Annotated in this window: 19 protein-coding genes and 1 pseudogene; 9 read left to right on the plus strand and 11 right to left on the minus strand. The window is 58.4% G+C overall.

Annotation, left to right across the window (positions count from 1 at the left end; translation table 11 throughout):
• Positions 1 to 283 precede the first annotated feature (283 nt).
• The gene (locus Q1A75_RS06390) at positions 284 to 538 is read left to right on the plus strand and encodes a hypothetical protein (protein WP_299639263.1); all 255 of its coding nucleotides are present in this window, start codon (positions 284 to 286) and stop codon (positions 536 to 538) included.
• Here Q1A75_RS06390 and Q1A75_RS06395 read toward each other — a convergent pair.
• From Q1A75_RS06395 to Q1A75_RS06420, 6 genes are all read right to left on the minus strand, one after another.
• Positions 535 to 1,965 (minus strand): terminase family protein, encoded by a 1,431-nt coding sequence (locus tag Q1A75_RS06395; RefSeq protein WP_299545821.1) that lies wholly within the window; start codon positions 1,963 to 1,965, stop codon positions 535 to 537. The two genes, Q1A75_RS06390 and Q1A75_RS06395, sit on opposite strands and share 4 nt — an antisense overlap.
• The gene (locus Q1A75_RS06400) at positions 1,962 to 2,426 is read right to left on the minus strand and encodes a hypothetical protein (RefSeq protein WP_299545823.1); all 465 of its coding nucleotides are present in this window, start codon (positions 2,424 to 2,426) and stop codon (positions 1,962 to 1,964) included. The genes Q1A75_RS06395 and Q1A75_RS06400 overlap by 4 nt, the downstream gene beginning before the upstream one ends.
• Before the next feature lies 1 nt (position 2,427).
• A complete protein-coding gene (locus Q1A75_RS24270) occupies positions 2,428 to 2,709 on the minus strand; it encodes a transposase (protein ID WP_366142183.1) in 282 nt (93 codons plus the stop codon).
• Positions 2,710 to 3,220: 511 nt separating this feature from the next.
• Positions 3,221 to 3,673, minus strand: coding sequence for a hypothetical protein (locus Q1A75_RS06410; protein WP_299545827.1), 453 nt, complete (start codon positions 3,671 to 3,673; stop codon positions 3,221 to 3,223).
• Between the two features lie 313 nt (positions 3,674 to 3,986).
• Positions 3,987 to 5,936 carry an AAA family ATPase gene (locus Q1A75_RS06415; protein ID WP_299545829.1) on the minus strand — a complete coding sequence of 650 codons (1,950 nt, stop codon included), beginning with the start codon at positions 5,934 to 5,936 and terminating at the stop codon, positions 3,987 to 3,989.
• A gap of 545 nt (positions 5,937 to 6,481) precedes the next feature.
• Entirely contained in the window at positions 6,482 to 7,720 is a 1,239-nt protein-coding gene (locus Q1A75_RS06420; RefSeq protein WP_299545831.1) for an integrase family protein, read from the minus strand.
• A gap of 363 nt (positions 7,721 to 8,083) precedes the next feature.
• On the opposite strand from Q1A75_RS06420, the gene Q1A75_RS06425 reads away from it, so the two are divergent.
• Complete coding sequence (locus tag Q1A75_RS06425) at positions 8,084 to 8,755, plus strand: hypothetical protein (protein ID WP_299545833.1); 672 nt, start codon at positions 8,084 to 8,086, stop codon at positions 8,753 to 8,755.
• Positions 8,756 to 9,013: 258 nt separating this feature from the next.
• Here the strand turns inward: Q1A75_RS06425 and Q1A75_RS06430 are convergent.
• A pseudogene (locus Q1A75_RS06430) lies at positions 9,014 to 9,500 on the minus strand (transposase); the annotation flags it as partial.
• A gap of 305 nt (positions 9,501 to 9,805) precedes the next feature.
• Here Q1A75_RS06430 and Q1A75_RS06435 point away from each other — a divergent pair.
• Complete coding sequence (locus tag Q1A75_RS06435; protein ID WP_299545835.1) at positions 9,806 to 10,723, plus strand: galactose mutarotase; 918 nt, start codon at positions 9,806 to 9,808, stop codon at positions 10,721 to 10,723.
• 218 nt (positions 10,724 to 10,941) lie between these two features.
• Entirely contained in the window at positions 10,942 to 11,271 is a 330-nt protein-coding gene (locus Q1A75_RS06440; protein ID WP_299545837.1) for a TfoX/Sxy family DNA transformation protein, read from the plus strand.
• Between the two features lie 297 nt (positions 11,272 to 11,568).
• On the opposite strand, the gene ndk is transcribed toward Q1A75_RS06440, so the two are convergent.
• Both ndk and Q1A75_RS06450 read right to left on the minus strand, forming a co-directional pair.
• Entirely contained in the window at positions 11,569 to 11,991 is a 423-nt protein-coding gene (ndk, locus tag Q1A75_RS06445) for a nucleoside-diphosphate kinase (RefSeq protein ID WP_299545839.1), read from the minus strand.
• Between the two features lie 59 nt (positions 11,992 to 12,050).
• The gene (locus Q1A75_RS06450) at positions 12,051 to 13,244 is read right to left on the minus strand and encodes a multidrug effflux MFS transporter (RefSeq protein ID WP_299545841.1); all 1,194 of its coding nucleotides are present in this window, start codon (positions 13,242 to 13,244) and stop codon (positions 12,051 to 12,053) included.
• A gap of 45 nt (positions 13,245 to 13,289) precedes the next feature.
• Here Q1A75_RS06450 and Q1A75_RS06455 point away from each other — a divergent pair, with 45 nt between their 5' ends.
• The 3 genes from Q1A75_RS06455 to Q1A75_RS06465 all read left to right on the plus strand — a co-directional run bounded on the left by Q1A75_RS06455 (position 13,290) and on the right by Q1A75_RS06465 (position 16,464).
• On the plus strand, positions 13,290 to 15,137 hold the full coding sequence (locus tag Q1A75_RS06455; protein WP_299545843.1) for an ABC-F family ATP-binding cassette domain-containing protein: 1,848 nt from the start codon (positions 13,290 to 13,292) through the stop codon (positions 15,135 to 15,137).
• Positions 15,138 to 15,230: 93 nt separating this feature from the next.
• Positions 15,231 to 15,851: a MarC family protein gene (locus tag Q1A75_RS06460; RefSeq protein WP_299545845.1), complete on the plus strand. Its 621-nt coding sequence runs from the start codon at positions 15,231 to 15,233 to the stop codon at positions 15,849 to 15,851.
• A gap of 31 nt (positions 15,852 to 15,882) precedes the next feature.
• Positions 15,883 to 16,464: a TIGR02281 family clan AA aspartic protease gene (locus Q1A75_RS06465; protein ID WP_299545847.1), complete on the plus strand. Its 582-nt coding sequence runs from the start codon at positions 15,883 to 15,885 to the stop codon at positions 16,462 to 16,464.
• Between the two features lie 35 nt (positions 16,465 to 16,499).
• Here the strand turns inward: Q1A75_RS06465 and Q1A75_RS06470 are convergent, their stop codons facing one another.
• Together Q1A75_RS06470 and Q1A75_RS06475 are read right to left on the minus strand one after the other, a co-directional pair.
• Complete coding sequence (locus Q1A75_RS06470) at positions 16,500 to 16,955, minus strand: DNA polymerase III subunit chi (protein ID WP_299545968.1); 456 nt, start codon at positions 16,953 to 16,955, stop codon at positions 16,500 to 16,502.
• Position 16,956: 1 nt separating this feature from the next.
• Positions 16,957 to 18,429 carry a leucyl aminopeptidase gene (locus tag Q1A75_RS06475; RefSeq protein WP_299545849.1) on the minus strand — a complete coding sequence of 491 codons (1,473 nt, stop codon included), beginning with the start codon at positions 18,427 to 18,429 and terminating at the stop codon, positions 16,957 to 16,959.
• Positions 18,430 to 18,613: 184 nt separating this feature from the next.
• Here Q1A75_RS06475 and lptF point away from each other — a divergent pair, with 184 nt between their 5' ends.
• Positions 18,614 to 19,720, plus strand: a complete 1,107-nt coding sequence (lptF, locus tag Q1A75_RS06480) for an LPS export ABC transporter permease LptF (RefSeq protein ID WP_299545851.1) — start codon at positions 18,614 to 18,616, stop codon at positions 19,718 to 19,720.
• On the plus strand, positions 19,717 to 20,814 hold the full coding sequence (lptG, locus tag Q1A75_RS06485; RefSeq protein WP_299545853.1) for an LPS export ABC transporter permease LptG: 1,098 nt from the start codon (positions 19,717 to 19,719) through the stop codon (positions 20,812 to 20,814). The genes lptF and lptG overlap by 4 nt, the downstream gene beginning before the upstream one ends.
• Positions 20,815 to 20,817 lie beyond the last annotated feature (3 nt).

A 20,817-nucleotide genomic window follows, 5' to 3' on the forward strand; every position in this document is an offset into this window, starting at 1 on the left:
TCCGACCAGCTTCGACGCTTCCGTCGCTTACCCATAAACCCGCCTCTAAGTGTCCACTTGTTTTAATGGACACTTAGCGCACACCGAATGGCACCGTTAGGTCGGGTTCAACGGACGCTCACGATGCCTGCGGTTTTGGCGTGCGTTGATCTGGTTCGCAGCCGTAGCGTGTAGCACCGTGGCCGCAAGCTCAATCGTCTCAGATTTCGGTTGGCCTGCCCCGGTGGTTGCTGGCCTAACTCTGGCGGGCGTACTATTACCCGCAGTTGTTAAGGCATTGAAATTGGATGAAACAATCGAAGCCTACTCGGAGCAAGCCGCAAAATTCAAGAACGTCGAAGGTCGGCTTGGACGCGCGGGCCGGGTTTGGAGCGAAGGTTCTCCAGAGTTGTTCGAAAAAGAGGCGCGGTCTGCGTTTGATGATCTGGATAAGGCTCGATTGGTTTCGCTGACGCCACCAGAATGGTGCTTCAAGCGTGCCCAAAAGAAAATTCAAACAGGAGACTATGATCCCGACCCAGTGGATCAAGAGTCCTAAACCCAAACGGCCCGTTCCACCCCTTCAATCTCTCGGGAATGGGCCGTGCGACCATAGTATGAGCCAATCTGCTTTTTCTCGACCGTGCCCGACCCAAGCAAGGCGTAGCGCACTGCGTCCGCCGCGTGGTCTGGCCCGTCGCTGCGCACATCATCGCTGCGGCGTGGATCGCGGGGCAGAAACGGGATTGTAGACAGCGCGTACCCGGCCAAGTCGGTGAAATACAGCCCCGGCTTGTCCGTCCCGGCGTTGCTGAGCATAGAGCGCATCAATTCCCAACCACCACGCCGGAACCCTTTGCCCGCTTTGTTGAACGTCACCCCGCAGTTTCGGAATTGATCAGCGACCGACGGCGCATTGCGACCACCGAACTTGGCAAAGATACCATCATCGCAAACGCCCTTGGGTCGCCCGGGCAAACCCCAAGACTCCCACATGCTCATAATGGGCACGGCGAACTCTTCGACCGTTGAGCCGTCGCCGCTATTCAGATCGTCACCGCTTTGCGTGTGGACCTCATCGACCAAGATAATTGACCCCTTGGCGATGTGCTGTGAACCCATCTGTATGGGCCTCAGAGCGCGGGCAAACAGGCCACAATAGGCTGGCTTGGACGTGCCCCAGTCAGCCCCCAGAAACGGCTTACAATAAGCTGGGAAAGCCTCTTCGCTGGGCACCACGTTGCGGGTTTCGTCGAAGGTGGACGAAAAGAACAGATCGGACAGGCCCGACTCCCAATCGCCATCCAGCCACGCCGCCAAACGCCCCTCATCCCCCGCACTAGATTGCCGCAGTTGGGTTTCGTATTCGGCACGGTTCAAGCGGGGATTGTCGCGGAACGTGCTGGGACAATGGATGATGCGTTCGGCAATCCCGGGCAAAGAACTGATTTTCCACGGCTCCAGTTTGCGCACATAGCGTTTGAGAATGCCGCTGTGGTTGGCCCCGTTTGGGTTGGCGGCAATGACCATTCGCGTGGGCACCCCCTTTGACGCACGCAGGTTGGATCGAAGCGTGTCCACCACAGAGAAATCCGGGTACAAGCCCAGCTCATCCACCATGACCATGCTGAAACTGCGGCCCTGCAATTTGCCGTAGCTCTGCGTGATCGTCGAACATTGGCTCATTTCGATGGTTGCACCGTTCGGGATGCGCCAGATCATGTCTTTCAGATTGTAGGTCGCATCCGGGTACGCGGCTTTGACCAGCTCCAAGAGCACCTTTTCAAAGTCGCGCAGCCCCGGCCATTCCTTCCGCACGTAGAGGATTGAGGCGCGTTGCTCATAGGCTTGGATGTGCTGCAACATGAGCCATGCCAGTGCCCAACTCTTGCCGCCACCCCGCCCGCCCAAGAGGGCAATGTCGCAATCCACAGGCACGCTCAGCACGCGCGTTTGAAACTCGGTTGGCCTATAGACGGTGCTCAAATCAAATCCTCCCCGTCCAACTGGGGCGGTTCACTCACCAACACCGCGTCTTCGATCACTTGTGTAGGTTCGATGTAGCTAGGCGGATTGATCAGCCGCGCAAATTCAGCGTCTGACTTGGCCGGGGGCGGCAACATCACCTGCACGTTGACCTTTGTTTCGGTCGGTTCCGGTTTGTGGTTGTCAACAAATCCGTGACGGCTCTTGGCCAAGAAAATGGCCCCAGTGACGGCGTGTTGCTTGCTGGTCTTGATGGTGTTCAAGAGCAATTCTTGCTCTTTGAGTGCCAGCATGTCCAACACGTCACGCAACGCCGCGTCGTTTTCCACGACAATTTCCCATTGTTTCACCGTCAGCTTTAATTCGCCCAAGACGAAGGAAAGCGGCTTTTCCTCTTTCAAGAGCCACTTTTCGACTTTGCGCAGCAAACGCGCATCCAGCTTTTTCCGGGGTCTGGCCATGTCAAATCATCCCCATTGCATCGGATTGGGCTTCCAGCTGGGCAACTCTGGTTTGCAGCGCCCGGTTTTCGGCCTTGATCGCGGCAAGGTGCCGGGAAATGGCTGGGGGTATCTGCCCAGATCGCTTGAGGCGCTGCCATTCGTCATGATCGCGCAACCACCCATGAATGGAAGCCCGAGTAATCCCGTGCTTTTCGGCAAGTGTGGTCACTGACACCCCGCGTTTGACTGCGGCGATTATTTTGCTGCGCTCTGACGCGGGATAGTGTTTGACGGTCGGCATTTTGCTTTTGTCCAGCTTGAAAACAACTTGGCTGGATCGTAACAAATCGACCTACTCGATAGCGAATCTGCGGTGATCGCGGGGCACATGACGGCCTAACGGGGCCGTTTGAGGCGTGCAAATCTGGACTTCGGAGGGTCTTTTAGGGCGTTTCGCGTTCAAAGATTGAAGGACCCTAGGCAAAATAGAGCTTGACAAATTTTTAGGGGTATACGCCTGTGATTCGACAAGATCGGGAACCCGAATTGAACCTCAATATCTATAACTTATTGATATTCAGAGATTAAACCTCAAAACCATTTAACTATAAATCATTCGTCTGATTCGACTTGACCGCAAGCGATTCGAAATAGCGTCAAGTAAATTGATACAATAAATATTATTAGGTGCAAAAATGTATCATTTTCAGATGTAAAGCTGATTCACATAAAACAGCTCCAACCTAGGTAAACCGACCCCGCCAGCAGAGAAAAGAACGCGCGGGCACAGGTGAGTTTACCTTTCGAATTGCTCAGCGCAACGGCTGGTACATGTTGCCACCCCACATGCGCCGCCCGAACCTCGATTGCTCTTCGTCTTCACGCTCTTCGATACGCTCCAGCAATGCCGGATCAGAAATGCCCTGAAACATTGGATCGTCAATCTTGTCGGCAGAACCAACCATCCCAAGCAATTCAACGGCGTCAGATATAGCGTTATTGACGCAAGCCCATGCGCCAATCGAATTGTCATTCAGTTCGGCGCACGCTTCCACCAATCGCCCGCCTGCCTCACCGTAGAGCTCTTCTGATTGGGTCGCAGCAAGCATCGTGATTGCAACGTCAGTAGCGGGCAAACAATCAGCGACACTGGTGAACCGACTGTTCGCAGCCTGACATTCGGCCAAAGCCTCATCAGAAACGGTTTGCCCAATGGCTGTGGACCCAATGACCGACAGCAACGCAACTGAGATGTAACGCCTCATTTGCCCCCCTCTGTTGATGACTTGCGGGGATAGAATGCCCTTTCCCGCCCAAAATCAAAATCCATAATTTTCACCCTGCTTTGAGTGTGCGGTGTGGCTTCTATGGAAGCCACACACTTCGCACACTTCAAGATTGCCTTGGGCGTAAGTGTGCGGGCTTGTTTCGCACACTTCCACACACTTGATCTGAGTATCTCGTAACATGTTGTTTAGGTTGAATTTAAGTGTGTGGCGAAGGGTTTGCACACTTCGCACACTTGCACGATCAAATCCCGAAACGGGGACAAAAAGTGTGTATCACCGCCCCGCACACTTAAATCATGGCCTCCAAGATAATTTTACAACCGCCCTTGTTCCCGGGGATAGATCGCAAAACGCAATCGTTCGACGTGAGCACGCCGCCTGCAAGTTCATCGGAATACACTGCATCGCGTACCGCCGAACTGGATGCCCCAAACGCCCGGGCATTGCCGCAGATCGCACGCGGACTCATCGGGCCTTCATCCCGCGCCAACATCCAATCCGCGAGCGCGTCATAGACACCTTGATGCTCCAAACGGCTTGGCTCTGCATCAACACCAGAAGTGACGACAACGCCCTGCACAAAGCGTTCTTCCCCCTCTTCGTCCACCCCGTCGGGAACAGTGACCAGCTCTGACGCGAAATGGTGCTGCACCCCGCTGACGCCGCGCAGTTTGTCCTTTTGAATTTCGACACAGCCGCGACCAGAAACAAAGAGCTGGTTATCGACGTTGCCTGTGAGCGCACCGCTACCCCGCGCGTCACGCGGGTTAGCCTTGGTCGGGTGGTGCAAAAAGATCGCGCAAAGGTCATTGTCATTTGCCAGCTTTGTGAGGGCGGACAGGAAGCCCACAGCGCCTTGGCCGTTTTCATCCTCCCCGCCAATAGCCTGAGACAGCGTGTCGATGATCACCACCTTAACGCCCAATGCCTTCACATGCTTGCCCAGCTTCTTCCAACCATCTGAATCGCGGGTGCGCAGGTCATAGTCGGTTCGTGGCAAGAACAGGGTTTCCGGCTGAGTGCCGAAATGGGTCGCGTGTGCGATATGGTGCTCATCCAGCAACGCCCGCCCTTCGAATGGAAGATACAGCACAGGCAAGGGGCCGTTGCCGCGCAAACGTTTACCCATGAACTCTTTGCGGCCCTCAGCAAGCGCCCATACCAGCGAGTAGACCCAAGTTGACTTCCCATCACCGGGCTTGCCGAACACGTTCACAACGCCTTGCGCAGGTATCATGTTGTCCAAGAGGTAGCGGGCACGCTTTCGGCCTTCGACAAAACGGTGATGCGGCTGCGGCAGATCGCTTTCGGTTTGGGCCTGTGTTTCCTCTTCGCCCTCCAATTCGGAAAAGTCGGAATCCAGATCGGGAAGCGGTATCAGGTCATCGCGCCGCACACGCTTCAATTGAGCAAACAGGTAGGAAGCCGTGACCGCCCCCGGCTTGTCCGACAGGCTGTCCCATCTCTGGCCAATGACTTCGCCTTGATCGCGGTATTCGGGGTCCGAGATTGACCACGCAATGAACTCTTCGCGGCCTGTCCCCGCTGTTGCATGGTGGCAAGCCTGCATCAACGGTAGCCAAGCGGGTTCGCCGTGCGCCGCGTCATGTGCTCGGAAACCTACGGGGTCCAGCCCGGTAAGCATGTCGCGCAGCTGGTCCGAGTTGTAATCGCCACCTTGGCCAGAGACGGCGTCAGTATCAGCGCGTTGCAGCGCCTTTAGGAGCTTTGCAGGGGTGTCGCCCGCGTCACACAGATCAACGGTGCTGGTCACGCGGTAAAGCTTGCCTGTGTTTGGATGTATCGACCCCGGGGCCACGCATTGGCCGGACCCGGATTTAATGTCAAAAGCAGGGTGTCCTTTCACCTTGCCGCACAGCTTCAAGCCAAGCGGAGTCCTGACATACCAGTGTTTGCCACCCGACCCCGTGGTGACTTCGAAATACTTGGCCGGATCAAATCCGAAATCATGGCAAAACGCCTTGAATGTCCGCTCTGCGTCATCCGCATTGCGCGGATCAAAGTCGATAACTGCCCAGCCCTCGGGCGGCTGAATCCCGACATTCTGGCCCGCATCCAAACGAGCCTTGGCCTCTTTGAGCGTCAGCCCTTTGGATGTGTTCCATTTCTTTGAAACGGGTCGCTTTCCGTCAAGCGGCACAAAGCGCCCCTCAAATTCGGGAAACTCGCCAAATGCCGCCAGCAATTTGGCTTGGTGATTTTGACGATCTATATTCATGGATGTCTTCCTTTGCAGGTTGTTTCAAGATCACTTCCTGTCTCGGGTTCTCCATTGTTCGCCCTCGCAGCCCTTGTCATAGCTGCGGGGGCTTTTCTTTGATCTGTCATTGCATACACCCGTTGAGCTTACGGCTTGCCCATGCCGCCACATGATCAGCGCGGTAAAAGTACCGACCACCAATCTTGATATGCTGCGGGCAATCAGCCTGCCCTTTGCGACCGCGTTGCAGGGTGCGCACACTGCGCAAAATGCCAAGCGCAGACAATCGCTCAGAGCATTCTGTTTCGTTCCAAAGCTGTGGGGGTGTCTGAGCACGTGACTCAGTTTTCAATGCTGTATCCAGCATTCTGCTTCCTTCTCACATTTGGCCCAGAGACCATTGACGATCTGGATTTGGGCCGGGTCATGGCAGGATTGCCTTGCCACGTCTCATCCGCAGCTTTTGACCGGAGAAGGAAACTTGAGATCGAAGAGCTTTAGCGTCGGTCGGCGACAGGATAACACGCCACGATCTGCCATAGCAAATCAGCGGTGATCGCCCCTTAGATCATCTGGTGGGCAAGCACGTCGTCTTGAGCAAAACGGTAGTCAGCGCCAAGCCCCGCTTGCTCTAGCAGGTAAGCCGACATTTTTTCTTGCTGGGCCACAAGGTAATCGTGGGCTGCATCGTCGGACTCATAGCCCGCGTGGGCGTCTTGCTGAATGCTATGATCGACCAAGCGTTTGCAGTCATCGCGGCCCACCCCAGCAGCGCGGGACAGCGAAATATAGGTGTCACGAAAGACGTGAGTGCCCACCTCTTTCGATTTGATGTCTCGGGATGCCCGATATTCAGCCATGCGCTTGCTCTGCGGCAACGGCATTCGCACGTCTTCGACGTGGCCCTCTTTCGTGAACGCCGGAAAGATGAACTGGGCATTGGCTGGCACCAGCTCTTTGCGCATGTCCAAAAATGACACCAGCGCGTCGGACAGCCTGACTGTGTGCGGCTTGCCCTTGTGGTTGGGCAGATAGAGCGTGCGCCCCTCGCGGTCATAGTTGTCCCATGTCGCTGATTTCAGAGCACCGCCACGACACCCGGTTAGGAATGCTAGCAAATGGACGTGAGCGCGGGTCTGGCGGCGTCCATCAATCTCAAGCAGGCTCTTGGCCACGTCCGGTAGTTCATCAGGGCTGTACGCCGCTTTCACAGGTTTGTCCTTGTGCCACTCAATCACGATGGTTGGGGCAACGGGTAAATTGGGATAGCGGCGCATGGCGTAGGTATAGACAGCGCGGAATACGCGCATGACGGCATTGGCCATGCTGGGGCCGCTGGTGTCAGTCACCTTGAAGAACCGTTGCTCGACCCGTGGGCGGTCATTGCCTAGCTCTATCAACGGCACATCCAGCCAGTCAGACAGGTGCTTTTTAGCATGGCTGCGATAGCCCTTGATCGTGACAGGTGAGCGGTTCTGTTGCTCGCAACGGACCAAGTACATTTCAAGCGCCGTGCCGAATGTCAGCGCATCGCCCTTAACTTGTTTGGTCGATTGCGGTTGAGACTTTAGCAACTCGCCAATCTTGATCTGTGCCGCCTTGCGGGCCTCATCAATGCCCATCTGGTCAGCCCGCCCAATGGTCGCGACCAACACCTTTTTGCCAATCGAGACTCGCACACGGTACGTGCTCCACTTCGCACCCGCCCGAACATGAAACCCGGTCAGATCGGTGTCGAACCAGTCACCGGACCCCGGCGCAATCTTGGACACGCTTGCTTTTGTCAGCTTCAATTTTGGCACGTCGAACCTCGCAATTGACTTTGCACAAAACGAAAGTTACCAATTAACTATCGTGAGTCAAGGTTCGACGTGATCGCCGAATTAGGTACGGGGAAAGGCCAAAATCAATACTCGCAACAATGGGGATAAGCGCAGCCAATATCCACATAAAATACTGATTTACCGTCGTTTTACTTGAAATTACGGGGATACCCACACAACCTATCCCCGCGCCTTTGGCTTTCTGTTAATCAATTGGTCGTAGGTTCGATCCCTACCGCCGGAGCCATTTTCCTCCATCTATCCCATTGAAAGCCGTAGAAACAAAGGCTTGCGGTGTCCCCGAGGGCCACATTGCGGGATACATTGGGGATACATCCAATCATGGCACTGCTGATGAAACTAGACAACGTAACGACCAACAAAGGGAAACTCGTCTACAACCGACGCATCCCTGTAGACCTAAAACACCTATACCCTTCGTCGAAAGAGCCGTATTTTCGCTGCCGTCTGCGAGTTCAGAAAGAGAGTGCCGCAATGGTTGCAGAGCACGGCGCCCTGCAGGCCGCCTTCGCGCGGTTGGTGGAAGATGCTCGTGATGGTTCGCCCGAGGCCTTTGGCGATAGTGGCATGGCACGCTACAAGCAAATGGCATGGTCTAGCATCGATGACCCACGCACTGAGCGTGAAAAATGGGAAGACATGCGGGCTGAGGCGGAAGACTTGATTAGGTCCGTGAGAGTTGCAGTTGTTGACCAACTTGGAGACGGTGGAGACGAAGAACGTAGACAGATCGCGGCGGAGCAGATCGAGCGCGATAAAGGCGAACCCCTTCTATATCGTGCCGTCTCACAGCCGCACGCCGCACCGCCCCCGGCAACACTAGCGGATGCCGCCAATGTGTATGAGAAAAGAGCGCCTCGGGGAGAACCCAAGCAAGTCCGCAAGAAACACCTTCAACAAGATCAAGCATCGGCTCGAAACCTCGTTGGGCCCACTAGCAAGTCTGCCTCTGATCGCTCTTACACGAGAGCATGCCCGGAAGGTTCGAGATGATCTTCTTTCCGCTCGCAAGGCCAGCGGCAAGGGTGTTCTCTCCCCGGCATCGGTTGCAAGAGAGATCAACAGCATTAAGGCGATGATCACCGTCGGCATCACGGAGTTCGACTTACGCGGCCAAGCATTCAATCCCTTTGAGAAACTCACGTTGCCCGCATCTGTCGTCAAAACTGCTCAGAGCGAATGGGAGGAGCACGACCCGCTGCCGGACAAAATTCTTTTGGCTGTTCGCCGTCGCGTGCTGACACGCATCCGTAAAGGTTCAAGAAGTGCCGTTGAACGGCCAACCCCATCGGCCATCGTGGAACGATCCAGATCAATGCCTTCACGGTCATAGATTTGGCTTTGGCGATAGAGCGCATGCAGCTTTGTGTTCATACCGCCTTTGGTCCGGCCAATCAGACGCCCGCGTGCCCATTTTTGACGCCCATGCTGGTCGCGGTGCGGTGTGCCTTCAAATAGGTAGCATCAATCATGACCGTCTTTTCCTCGCCGTGTTCAGCGGCCAGGCCCATCATGATCTGGGCAAAGACACCCTTCTCGTTCCATCGCTTCCAGCGATTGTAGCGGGTCTTATGAGGACCATATTCCTTGGGCGCACACCGGCATAAACCATTGCGATTGAAGAAAATAATCCCGCTGAGTACGCGTTGATCGTCGACGCGAGGTTTGCCATGGGACTTGGGAAAGTAGGGGTCAGGCGTGCCATCTGCGCGTCATTCAGCCAGTATAGGTCGCTCATATCACCGCTCGATTTTCGACCCGTGAATCACGCCGCACTAAGGAAATCAGTGGGTCCTGACCCCAAGTAAGGCATATTCCAGATCCACTCAGCTATAAGGAAGTGATAGAACTCATACGTTTTGTTTGGTGTCGACTTTCGGAAGCGGTCATTGGTGCGCCCACAGCGAAGGGGTGCTCCGTCCCGCAACGCCAACGATTGCAAACAAGCAAGGGTGTGCGTGATTTGCTGCCGTTGGACATGGCATCGCTCTGCAAACCCAAACCATATTTGCACCCCACCGCCCACTTTGCCATGGTGCGCGGATGAGCAGCACCTACACGATCCGGTCCAACCGCCTTATCGCCACCTTCGATCCCGATGGCGCGCGGATGCGCAACCTGTATTTCGACAAGGGGCCGAACCTTGTTCTTGATGTGGATGACGCAGTAACCCAGGATCTGCGCGATACCTATGGCGGCACCATCGTCGGCCCACTGGCAAATCGCGTGCGTGGTGGGCAGGTGCCCATCGGCGGTAAGGTGCACCATATGCCCTGCAACGAAAACGGAAGCACTGCGCTGCACAGCGGCCCGGACGGGCTGGACCGTGCCGTCTGGACGGTCGCAGCACAGGACCGTGCCGCCCTGCAGTTCACCCACCACCTGCCCGACGGACATGGCGGTTTGCCGGGAAACCGGGACATCGATCTGTGGTTCGAGGTGGCGGACAACACGCTGACGCTGCGGATCACGATGACGACCGATGCCCCCACGCCTGCCTCTATCGCGCATCACCCCTATTGGCGCGTCACGCCCGATCATCAGCTGCTCATCGACGCAACGCATTATCTGCCCACGGATGACGCCAACCTGCCGACCGGCACCATCGCGCCCGTTGCCGATACGCCCTTTGATCACCGCACGGCGCGGGCGATAAACGAAAACACTGACCACAACTTCTGCATTGCAAAGGAGCCGCGAGAGCGCCCCGTGCCCATCGCAATCCTGACAACGCCCTCTCACATTCTGCAGATCGCCAGTACCGAGCCGGGGCTGCAGGTCTATTCCGGGGCCTTTCTCCCGACGATCCCCGAGGCAGACATCGCACCGTTGACCGGCGTGGCGCTGGAACCGCAGGGTTGGCCCGATGCCGTCAACCATCCGGGTTTCCCGAATGTAATGTGCACGCCCGATCACCCTTATTCACAAACAACACAATACACGCTGCAACACGCCACATAATTGCCACATTTGAACCATCCCAGCGGCACAGTTCCGTGCTGGGCTGTGATGACCGCGCGCACGAACGCGGTGTGTTCAAATGTATGAGGTGTAAAATGTCGAGCAAAGAGCGTCCAAAGCCCCCCAAGAAGGGTCCCAAGCCGACCCCCTACTTCACGGACTACGCCAGTATCTGATCGCCGGGTGACAGGGCCCCGCGCTGCGGCTAACCTGCCGGCATGAGCGACCCTGTTTCCTCGATCCGCAACCTTGGACCTGCCATGGATGCCGCCTGTGCCAAGGCGGGCATACCGGATGCAGACACGTTGCGCACCCTTGGTGCCGACGAGGCCTATGCCCGCCTGTTACGGTCCGGCGTGCGCCCGCATTTCATCGGCTACTACGTGTTGGTCATGGGATTGCAGGGCCGTCCCTGGAACGACTGCAAGGGCGATGAGAAAAAGACGCTGCGCAAACGTTTCGATGCGATCAAGGCCCAAGCCTTCGACAAGGGCCTGAGCGATTTCGAGCGCACATTGAATGAAATCGGCGTCATTGCCAAAGCCTGACCCCGTGCTGCGTTGCGGGAAGCAGTGGCGTGACATAAGTCCGAACATCCAACAACTCTCGCACCGCCATATCTCGTGGTCTGGGCCGTCTTTCCCCCAAGACCGGTGTATGAGGTGCGCAAGAGAGGCTATAGAAGTACATTATCTGCAGACACTTACGAAGCTTAACTCATGTAATCCCTGACAAAGCAACAACCGTTGCGCGCACGCTGGATTGACCTTTGATCAGCCACAAAAAAACCGGCGCACCCGTGGGGTACGCCGGTGTCTTGTCTCTGCACGGCATGTGCGGGTGATTTAGCCCACCAGCTCCAGACCCGAGAAGAAATACGCGATCTCGACCGCGGCCGTCTCGGGCGCGTCGGAGCCGTGGACCGAGTTCTCGCCAACGCTCTCGGCAAAATCGGCACGGATGGTGCCGGGGGCCGCATCGGCAGGGTTGGTCGCGCCCATCACTTCACGGTTCTTGGCAATAGCGCCTTCGCCTTCCAGAACCTGCGCCACGATCGGGGCCGAGGCCATGAATTCGCACAGCTCGTCATAGAAGGGACGCTCGGCGTGCACCTTGTAGAACTCGCCCGCCTGCGCCTTGGTCAGGTGGATGCGCTTTTGCGCCACGATGCGCAGACCGGCGTCTTCGAACTTGGCATTGATCTTGCCCGTCAGGTTGCGGCGGGTTGCATCGGGTTTGATGATGGAAAAGGTGCGCTCGAGGGCCATGAGTGTCTCCTGTCAGCCGCAGCCGGGACCGTCCCGGCGCGAAATTCTGGGCCCCCGTATCATGGGGTTTTCGGCTTGGAAACCCCTGTCTCGTCCTGCTCCCAGACGGCGGCGGCGACCGCCATTGCCAACGCCAACCCAAGGGTCCCAAGCATCAACAACAGCAAGCCCTCGGGCGTGGCACCCTCGCCCAGCACGGCCGTTGTCAGCCAGCTCAGCCCGGCCCCAAGACCAAGTGCCACCGCCCCGCTCAGACCCGAAGCACTGCCCGCCAGGTCGGGCCGAACGGACAGCGCGCCCGCATTGGCATTGGCAAGCGACAGCCCGTTTCCAATGCCCACCGTCACAGTGCTGAGGAACAGCGGCAACACCAACGCGCCGCCATCGGCATAATAGAGAAATGCCGCACCCAACCCCAGGATCGGCAGCACCCGCCCGACAAGGATCAGGCGCATCGGCCCAAGTCGCTGAACCAGCCGCGCAGACACAGCAGCCCCCGCCATGAAACCCGCGGTCGTTGAGCCCAATGCGATCCCGATCTGCGCGGGCTCCAGACCAAATACATCCGCAGCGACGAATGGCGCCCCGGTCAGGAACATGTAGAACGTGCCGACACCAAGTGCCTGCACCCCGACATACGCCCAGAACAGCCGCGCGCGCAAAAGTGCGCCCACCTGCAGCCGCCGCCCCGGTCCCGGTGCATGCGTCTCACCGAGATCGCGCAGGCACCACAGCAGCAACCCTGCCCCAAGCAGCGCATAGGTCACGAATACCGACCGCCAGCCAAACGCCGCCTCGAGAAGCCCACCCAACATGGGGGCGAGCATCGGTGCGATGGCCATGGCAGACGCAATCAACGACAGCTTGGCCGCCGCCAGGCGGTCATCATACATGTCGCGCACGACGGCAGAGGCGAGGATGCCGCCGCCCACCGCCACCGCCTGCCCGGTCCGCGCGATGAGGAACAGCGTGATGTCCTGCGCCAACAGGCACAGCACCGACGCCAGCACATACAGTGTCAAAAGACCAAGGATCACAGGCCGCCGCCCAACACGGTCCGATAGCGGGCCAAGCAGCAGCTGCAAGACCGCCGCTGCCATCATGTATAGCGAAATGGACCGCCCGATCACCGCATCCGACACGCCAAAAGCTTCGCGCATCGCCGGCAACGCCGGCAGGAACATGTTCAGTGTCAGCACGCTCAGCGCCGTCAGCAAAACAAGGGTCAAGAGATGGGGCGCTGGCTTGGTCATCCGCAGGGGCTAGCACGGCCCGCAACGCTCTGCTAGAGCGCCGCCATGCTGCGAATATCAAACATCAACTACGCCATTGCCGGTCGCCCCCTGTTCGAAGGGGCCAGCGCCGTGATCCCCGAGGGACACAAGGTTGGCCTTGTGGGCCGCAACGGCACGGGCAAGACCACGCTTTTCCGCCTCATACGCGGCGAATTGGCGCTGGAATCGGGCGATATCGCCCTGCCCTCCGGCGCGCGGATCGGTGGCGTGGCACAGGAAGTGCCCGCGTCTGACACATCCCTCCTGGATACCGTGCTGGCCGCTGATACCGAGCGTGCCGCCCTTCTGACAGAAGAGACGGACGACGCCACACGCATCGCTGAAATCCAGACGCGGCTGGCGGACATCGACGCCTGGTCCGCCGAAGCGCGGGCCGCGACGATCCTGAAGGGCCTCGGCTTTGACGACGAAGATCAGCTGAAACCCTGCGCCGACTTCTCTGGCGGCTGGCGGATGCGCGTGGCCCTCGCCGCCGTGCTCTTTGCCCAACCCGACCTGCTGCTGCTCGACGAGCCCACCAACTATCTCGACCTCGAAGGGGCGCTGTGGCTTGAATCCTACCTTGCCAAATACCCGCACACGGTCGTCATCATCAGCCACGACCGTGGTTTGCTGAACCGGGCGGTGGGCGCGATCCTGCACCTCGAGGACCGCAAGCTGACCTACTACCAGGGCCCCTACGACCAGTTCGCGCGGCAACGGGCCGAAAAGCTGGCCAATGCCGCCGCGATGGCCAAGAAACAGGAAGCCCGGCGCGCGCACCTGCAATCCTATGTGGACCGCTTCCGCTACAAGGCCGACAAGGCGCGGCAGGCGCAGTCGCGGCTCAAGGCGCTGTCCAAGATGCAGCCGATTACAACGCCACAAGAGGCCGGGCTGAAACGGTTCGACTTCCCCAACCCCGAGGAACTGTCGCCGCCGATTATCCACCTTGACGGGTCCAGCACCGGCTACGGCGACACCACCGTGCTCAGCAAACTGAACCTGCGCATCGATCAGGATGATCGCATCGCGTTGCTGGGCAAAAACGGCCAAGGCAAATCCACCTTGTCCAAGCTGCTCAGCGATCGCCTGCCATCCATGTCCGGCAAGATGACCAAATCATCCAAGCTGCGGATCGGATACTTTGCGCAGCACCAGGTGGATGAGTTGCACATCGACGAAACCCCGCTCGATCACCTGCGCCGGGAACGACCAGCCGAGACACCTGCCAAATGGCGCGCGCGCCTGTCCGGCTTCGGACTGATGGCCGAGCAGGCAGACACAGTTGTCGGCAAGCTGTCAGGCGGCCAAAAGGCAAGGCTGTCGCTGCTCTTGGCGACGCTCGACGCCCCACACATGCTGATCCTCGACGAACCCACCAACCACCTCGACATCGAAAGCCGCGAAGCGTTGGTGGAGGCGTTGACCAACTACACGGGTGCCGTGATTTTGGTCAGCCATGACATGCACCTTCTGGAACTGGTGGCAGACCGCCTGTGGCTGGTGTCAAACGGCACAGTCAAACCGTTCGAGGATGATCTCGAGGCCTATCGCAAACTGCTGCTGAGTGACGGCAGACCGGCCAAGAGCACCAAACCCCAAACGCCCAAACCACAAAAACCCAGCCGTGACACGATCCTCACCCTTCGGTCGGAAGCACGTAAATCGGAAGCGCGGGTGGAAAAGCTGAACCAGATGCGCGACAAGCTCGCCAACAAGCTGGCGGACCCCGAGCTCTACGAGGACAGCAAGATCGGCGAAATGGAAGTCTGGCAAAAGAAATACGCCGAGGTCATGGATGCGCTCGACCGCGCAGAAAGCCTTTGGATGCAAGATATGCAAAAGCTGGAAACAGCCGAGCGCATGTAAACATCTTCATCTTGCCCGAAAAACTCCGGGGTTTGGGGCAGAGCCCCAATACCAAAAATCGAATGCGCCGAAGGCGCCCAATCTGAAAACATCATGATCGACACCGCCTTTCTTATCACCGCCTTTGTGACCATGTTCGTGGTGATCGACCCCATTGGCCTGGCGCCTCTGTTCGTGGCCCTGACCCAGGGTGTGCCCGAACGCCAGCGTCGCGCCATCGCCTTGCGGGCCTGCACCATCGGGATGATCATCCTGATCGTCTTTGCCCTCTTTGGCGAGGCTGTTTTGGGGTTTGTCGGCATCTCCATGCCCGCCTTTCGTGTCGCGGGCGGCGTTCTGCTGTTTCTCACTGCGCTCGACATGCTGTTCGAACGACGGACCAAACGGCGCGAGGATCAATCCGAAGAGAACGAGGATGACCCCTCGGTCTTCCCCCTCGCCATACCATTGATCGCCGGCCCCGGTGCGATCGCATCCGTCATCCTGCTTACCGGTCAGAAACCGGGGGTCGAAGGGTTGGCGCTGGTGCTGGCGATCACAGCACTGGTTCTGGGTGTATGCATGTTGCTGTTTCTTGCATCGGGCATGCTGGAACGCGCGTTGGGCAAGACGGGAATCACCGTGGTCACGCGCCTTCTTGGCATGTTGCTGGCAGCACTTTCGGTTCAGTTCGTTCTGGACGGTCTGCGTAATTTCGGGCTTATACCGGGCTGAAACATCTTCCAACTTGCCTTATATGAGCTTCATGAGCGGCGATAACATTGCACAACTGGTCTATCTGGGAACCTTCGCGCTGGTGCTGGGTGCCGGGTTTCTTCTGACCTCGAAACTCAAACTCGGGCAGACACTGCAAATGGCAGCGATCTGGGCACTGATCTTTATTGGCGCCGTTGCGGTTGTCGGCCTTTGGGGCGACATCCAGGACGACCTGATGGCCAACCAGACCCGGTTCGACGACAACGGCACCATCACGATCCCGCGCAGCTTTGACGGGCATTACTATATGACCCTCGACATCAACGGTCAGTCCACCGATTTCATCGTGGACACCGGGGCCACGGATATCGTGCTGAACCGCACCGATGCCGCCGCCGCCGGACTGGACCCGGCGAATTTGCATTTTCTGGGCCGCGCCGCCACGGCCAACGGTGAGGTGCGTACTGCCCCCGTACGTCTTGATACGGTGACGATCGGGGCCCACGAAGACACGAATGTCCCCGCCGTCGTCAATGATGGCGAGCTGGGTCAATCATTGCTGGGAATGGGGTACCTTCAACGCTGGGGCCGCATCGAAATCACGGGTGGAGAGATGAGGCTCAGCCGCTAGACGGCCAAGATTTTCTCAGGACAATCTCGCACCCATCAGGTCTCGGCCTTCTTCTCCCACCGACCGCTTTCTTCGGACCAGTATTGCGCGGACGCACCCGCATCCTTCAACGCCTTCCATTGCGCGCGGGCGACGTCCAACGCAGCCGGATCATTGCCATCGAACAAAACGCACACGCGATCCAGCTTTGCCACTTCCTCGGCCGTGATCTCGGCCCCATCAATGGTCATCACGCATGTGGCATCATTGGACGCAGGTCCGGTGGTCAGCAGGACCGGCTGATCTGCATCATGCGGACTGCCTGCCATGCCATGCGGCAGGAACCCTTCGTCCGCACCCAGCCACAGTTTCTCATCCAGCCACCCAAGACGCCCCGCATCCGGCCCCCGCACGGCAACGCGCCAACCCGCTTGCAGGGCCTTGCCCAGAAGCATGCTCAGCGTGTCCTCGAGCGGTCGACGCGTCAGATGATAGAAATAGGCAGCCCCCATATCACTCCGTCTCGTATCCATCGGCCACAAGGCGATTCAGTGCCATCACCCCCCAGCCCGTCGCACCCGCGGGTGCCAACGCCGTCGTCGACTTGACCGAGGCAACGCCCGCAATATCCAGGTGGATCCAGGGTGTGTCCGGTTTCACGAAACGCTGCAGGAACTGTGCCGCGGTCACCGACCCTGCAGGTCGACCACCAATGTTCTTCATGTCTGCGATCCGGGACTTCAACATCTCATCATAGGCTTTGCCCAATGGCATCCGCCATGCGCCTTCGTGCTCTTTTTGCGCCGCCTTCAGGAAGGCGTTGCAGAAGTCATCGTTGTTGGAAAATACACCCGCATTCTCGTGGCCCAGACCGATGATGATCGCCCCGGTCAACGTGGCCAGATCAACCATGCCTGCAGGCTCGAACCGCTCTTGCGCGTACCACATCACGTCACAGAGCACCAAACGCCCCTCGGCATCGGTATTGATGATCTCGACCGTGTCACCTTTCATCGAGGTCACCACATCTCCGGGCCGTGTCGCATTGCCCGACGGCATGTTCTCCACCAGCCCGACCAGCCCCACGACATTGGCCTTGGCCTTGCGTTTGGCCAGCGCGCGCATTGTGCCTGCGACCACGCCGGCACCGCCCATATCCATGGTCATGTCTTCCATGCCAGCCGCAGGTTTCAGACTGATACCGCCTGTGTCGAACACGACACCCTTGCCGACCAAAGCGAGTGGGGCGTCCCCCTTCGCGCCGCCATTCCACTGCATGACGACCACCTTTGACGGGCTGTCAGAGCCCTGCCCCACGGACAAGAGCGTGCGCATGCCCAGTTTCTCCAACGCGGCCTCGTCCAGAACTTCGACATCAAGTCCAAGATCCTTCATCTCGACCAGACGATTTGCGAACTCGGTCGTGGTCAGCACGTTGGCGGGTTCGTTGACCAGATCACGGGTCATGAATGTGCCTTCGGCAATCGCCATGAGAGGGCCTGCGGCCGCCTCGGCGTCATCCGGTTTCGAGCACATGACCGTGACGCCGGTATCGTTGCCCTCGGCGTCGGTCTTGTGGGCCGAAAAATCGTAGTCGCGCAGTGTCAGACCAAAGGCGATTTCTGCCACCCGCCGTGCGCCATCGGCAGCAAACAGTACGGCTTTGCCGCCCCGCACCTTGCCCAAGGCGGAACCGGCCTTGCGGGCCTCCTCAACGGAATGGTTGCGCGGCAGGCAGATCACATCAAGCGCCTCTGCCGCCAGCCCGACAGGCCAGCTGAACGTGGTGACCTGCCCCGCCTTGACCTTCTCAAAACCCGCACTGTCGACGAACCGCTGAACCGCCCCCTTGGTCAGCCGGTTTGCGCGGCGCGCGCTTTGCTCCAGCTTGCCTTCAGGCGTGACAATCACGGCCACCCGCCCTTCGTGGCCTGCAAGGGCGTCCAGATCTGTTGCGGTGAAGGTGACGGGGGTCAGGTCAGTCATCATGTGCTCCGGTGTTCTGTTTGGAACAGACGTAACCCGGCGTTGCCGGGCTGACCAGCACATTGGACAGTTTAGGAGTTTTCCCCGCCGATCCCTTGGGGTAGGTTCGCGGCACACGCTGCCGCGTCCAAATGCAACAAGAAGACACAACCGGGGGGGGCCCTTGGTCAGATTTGACCGCTATATGTTGTCACAGCTTCTGTGGCTCTTTGGCTTTTTCGCCCTTGTGCTGGTGGCCGTGTTCTGGATCAACCGGGCCGTACAACTGTTTGATCGCCTGATTGGCGACGGTCAAACGGCGCTTGTGTTTCTGGAATTCTCGGCCCTTGGCCTGCCACGCCTGATCACCACCGTTCTGCCCATCGCGACCTTTGCCGCCGCCGTCTACGTGACCAACCGGATGAACAATGAAAGCGAGCTGACGGTGATGCAGTCCACGGGATCATCCCCGTGGCGGCTGGCAAGGCCGGTTGCCGTCTTTGGACTGATTTCCGCACTGATGATGTCCGTACTCAGCCACGTGCTTGTACCCGCCGCCAGCGAACAGCTGTCCGAGCGCGAAATCGAAATTTCGCGCAATGTCACCTCGCGTCTGTTGACCGAAGGCGCATTTCTGAGCCCCACCGCAGGCGTTACGTTTTACACCCGTGCCATCAGTGAAGATGGCGTTCTGAAGGACGTCTTTCTCGCTGATCGCCGCGCTCCCAATGAGCGTGTGATCTATACCGCCGCCGAGGCATATCTGATACGAAATGGCGAGGGCACATCGCTGATCATGGTGGATGGTCTTGCCCAGCGTCTTGCGACCTCGGACAATCGCCTGTCGACGGCAAAGTTCCAGGATTTTTCCTTCGATATCTCCACGCTCATGAGCACGGACGAACAAATCGCCCCATCACTGCGATTCCTGCGGACCGACCTAATGATGACTGGCTGGGATTCGCTGGCGGATTCCCTTGGAACGACCCCTGGTTCCATCGCTGAGGAAGTGCACAACAGGTTCGCACGTGCTGCATTTTGCTTCGTGACAGCGATGATCGGGTTCGCGACACTTCTGGTGGGCGGCTATTCGCGCTTTGGCGTGTGGCGCGAGATTGTGATCGCCTTTCTGCTACTGATCGCACTCGATGGCATGCGCAGCACGCTGTCAGGTCCGGTGCTGGCGGATGCGCGCATGTGGCCAATTCTATACACACCGTCGGCCATTGGATTGGTTCTGATCATGGGACTGCTCTGGTTCACCGCGGGCGGTGGTGCTCGACTGCGCAGGAAGCGAGGTCGGGCCGCATGATCCTGCACCTTTATTTTGCGCGACGTTTCGCACTGGCCTTGCTGTCAATTGCTGCGGTTCTCATGGCCTTGGTTGTTCTGGTGGATCTGATCGAACAGACGCGCGACTTCGCGGGCTACGGCGTTGGGTTAGGACAACGCATTGGGCTTACCCTGCTCAACGTCCCCAAAACGCTCAATCAGATTTTACCGCTGATCATGATCCTTGGCACGGTCGCACTTTTTATTTCGCTGGCCCGATCATCCGAACTGGTGGTTACACGCGCTGCCGGAAGGTCGGCATTGCGCTCACTTCTGAGCCCTGTGGCCGTGTCCATCGTTATCGGCATTCTGGCGACCACGACGCTGGGTCCCATCGTGGCGGCCACGTCCAAGCAATATGCCACTCTCGCCGAAACTTACCGGTCAGGCGGCGTCTCGGCGGTATCGATCTCCAAAGAAGGGCTTTGGCTGCGGCAAGGGAGTGACATGGGCCAGACCGTCATCCGGGCCGCACGATCAAATGCCGACGCGTCAGTGCTTTATGATGTGACATTCGTTGCCTATGCGCGCGGCGGCGGCCCCATTCGCCGAATAGAGGCCGACAGCGCGGCGCTGCGGAACGGTGCGTGGTCGTTGCGCAATGCAAAGGCATGGCCGCTCGCAACCGGAATCAATCCCGAGGCAAATGCAGTTGAGCAGGCGGTCCTCGAAATTCCCTCGACGCTCACGCTTGAAGGCATACGTGAGCGTCTTGGCACACCGGCAGGCGTGTCAATCTGGGATATGCCTGAGTTTATCGCACAACTTGAGCAGGCCGGTTTTTCCGCACGCAAACATGTCGTGTGGATGCAATCCGAACTGGCCCGCCCATTCTTCCTCATGGGCATGGTTCTTGTTGCCGCAGCGTTCACGATGCGCCATACCCGATTTGGGGGCACCGGCACTGCTGTGCTGGCTGCGGTGTTGCTGGGGTTTGGTTTGTATTTCATCCGGAGCTTTGCACAGATACTGGGCGAAAACGGCCAGATACCAGTGCTTTTGGCAGCATGGGCACCACCCGTTGCTTCCATTCTGCTTGCGCTGGGCCTGCTCTTGCAGGCCGAAGATGGGTGACGT

The sequence above is a fragment of the uncultured Tateyamaria sp. genome (genome assembly GCF_947504105.1).
Taxonomy (GTDB): Bacteria; Pseudomonadota; Alphaproteobacteria; order Rhodobacterales; family Rhodobacteraceae; genus Tateyamaria.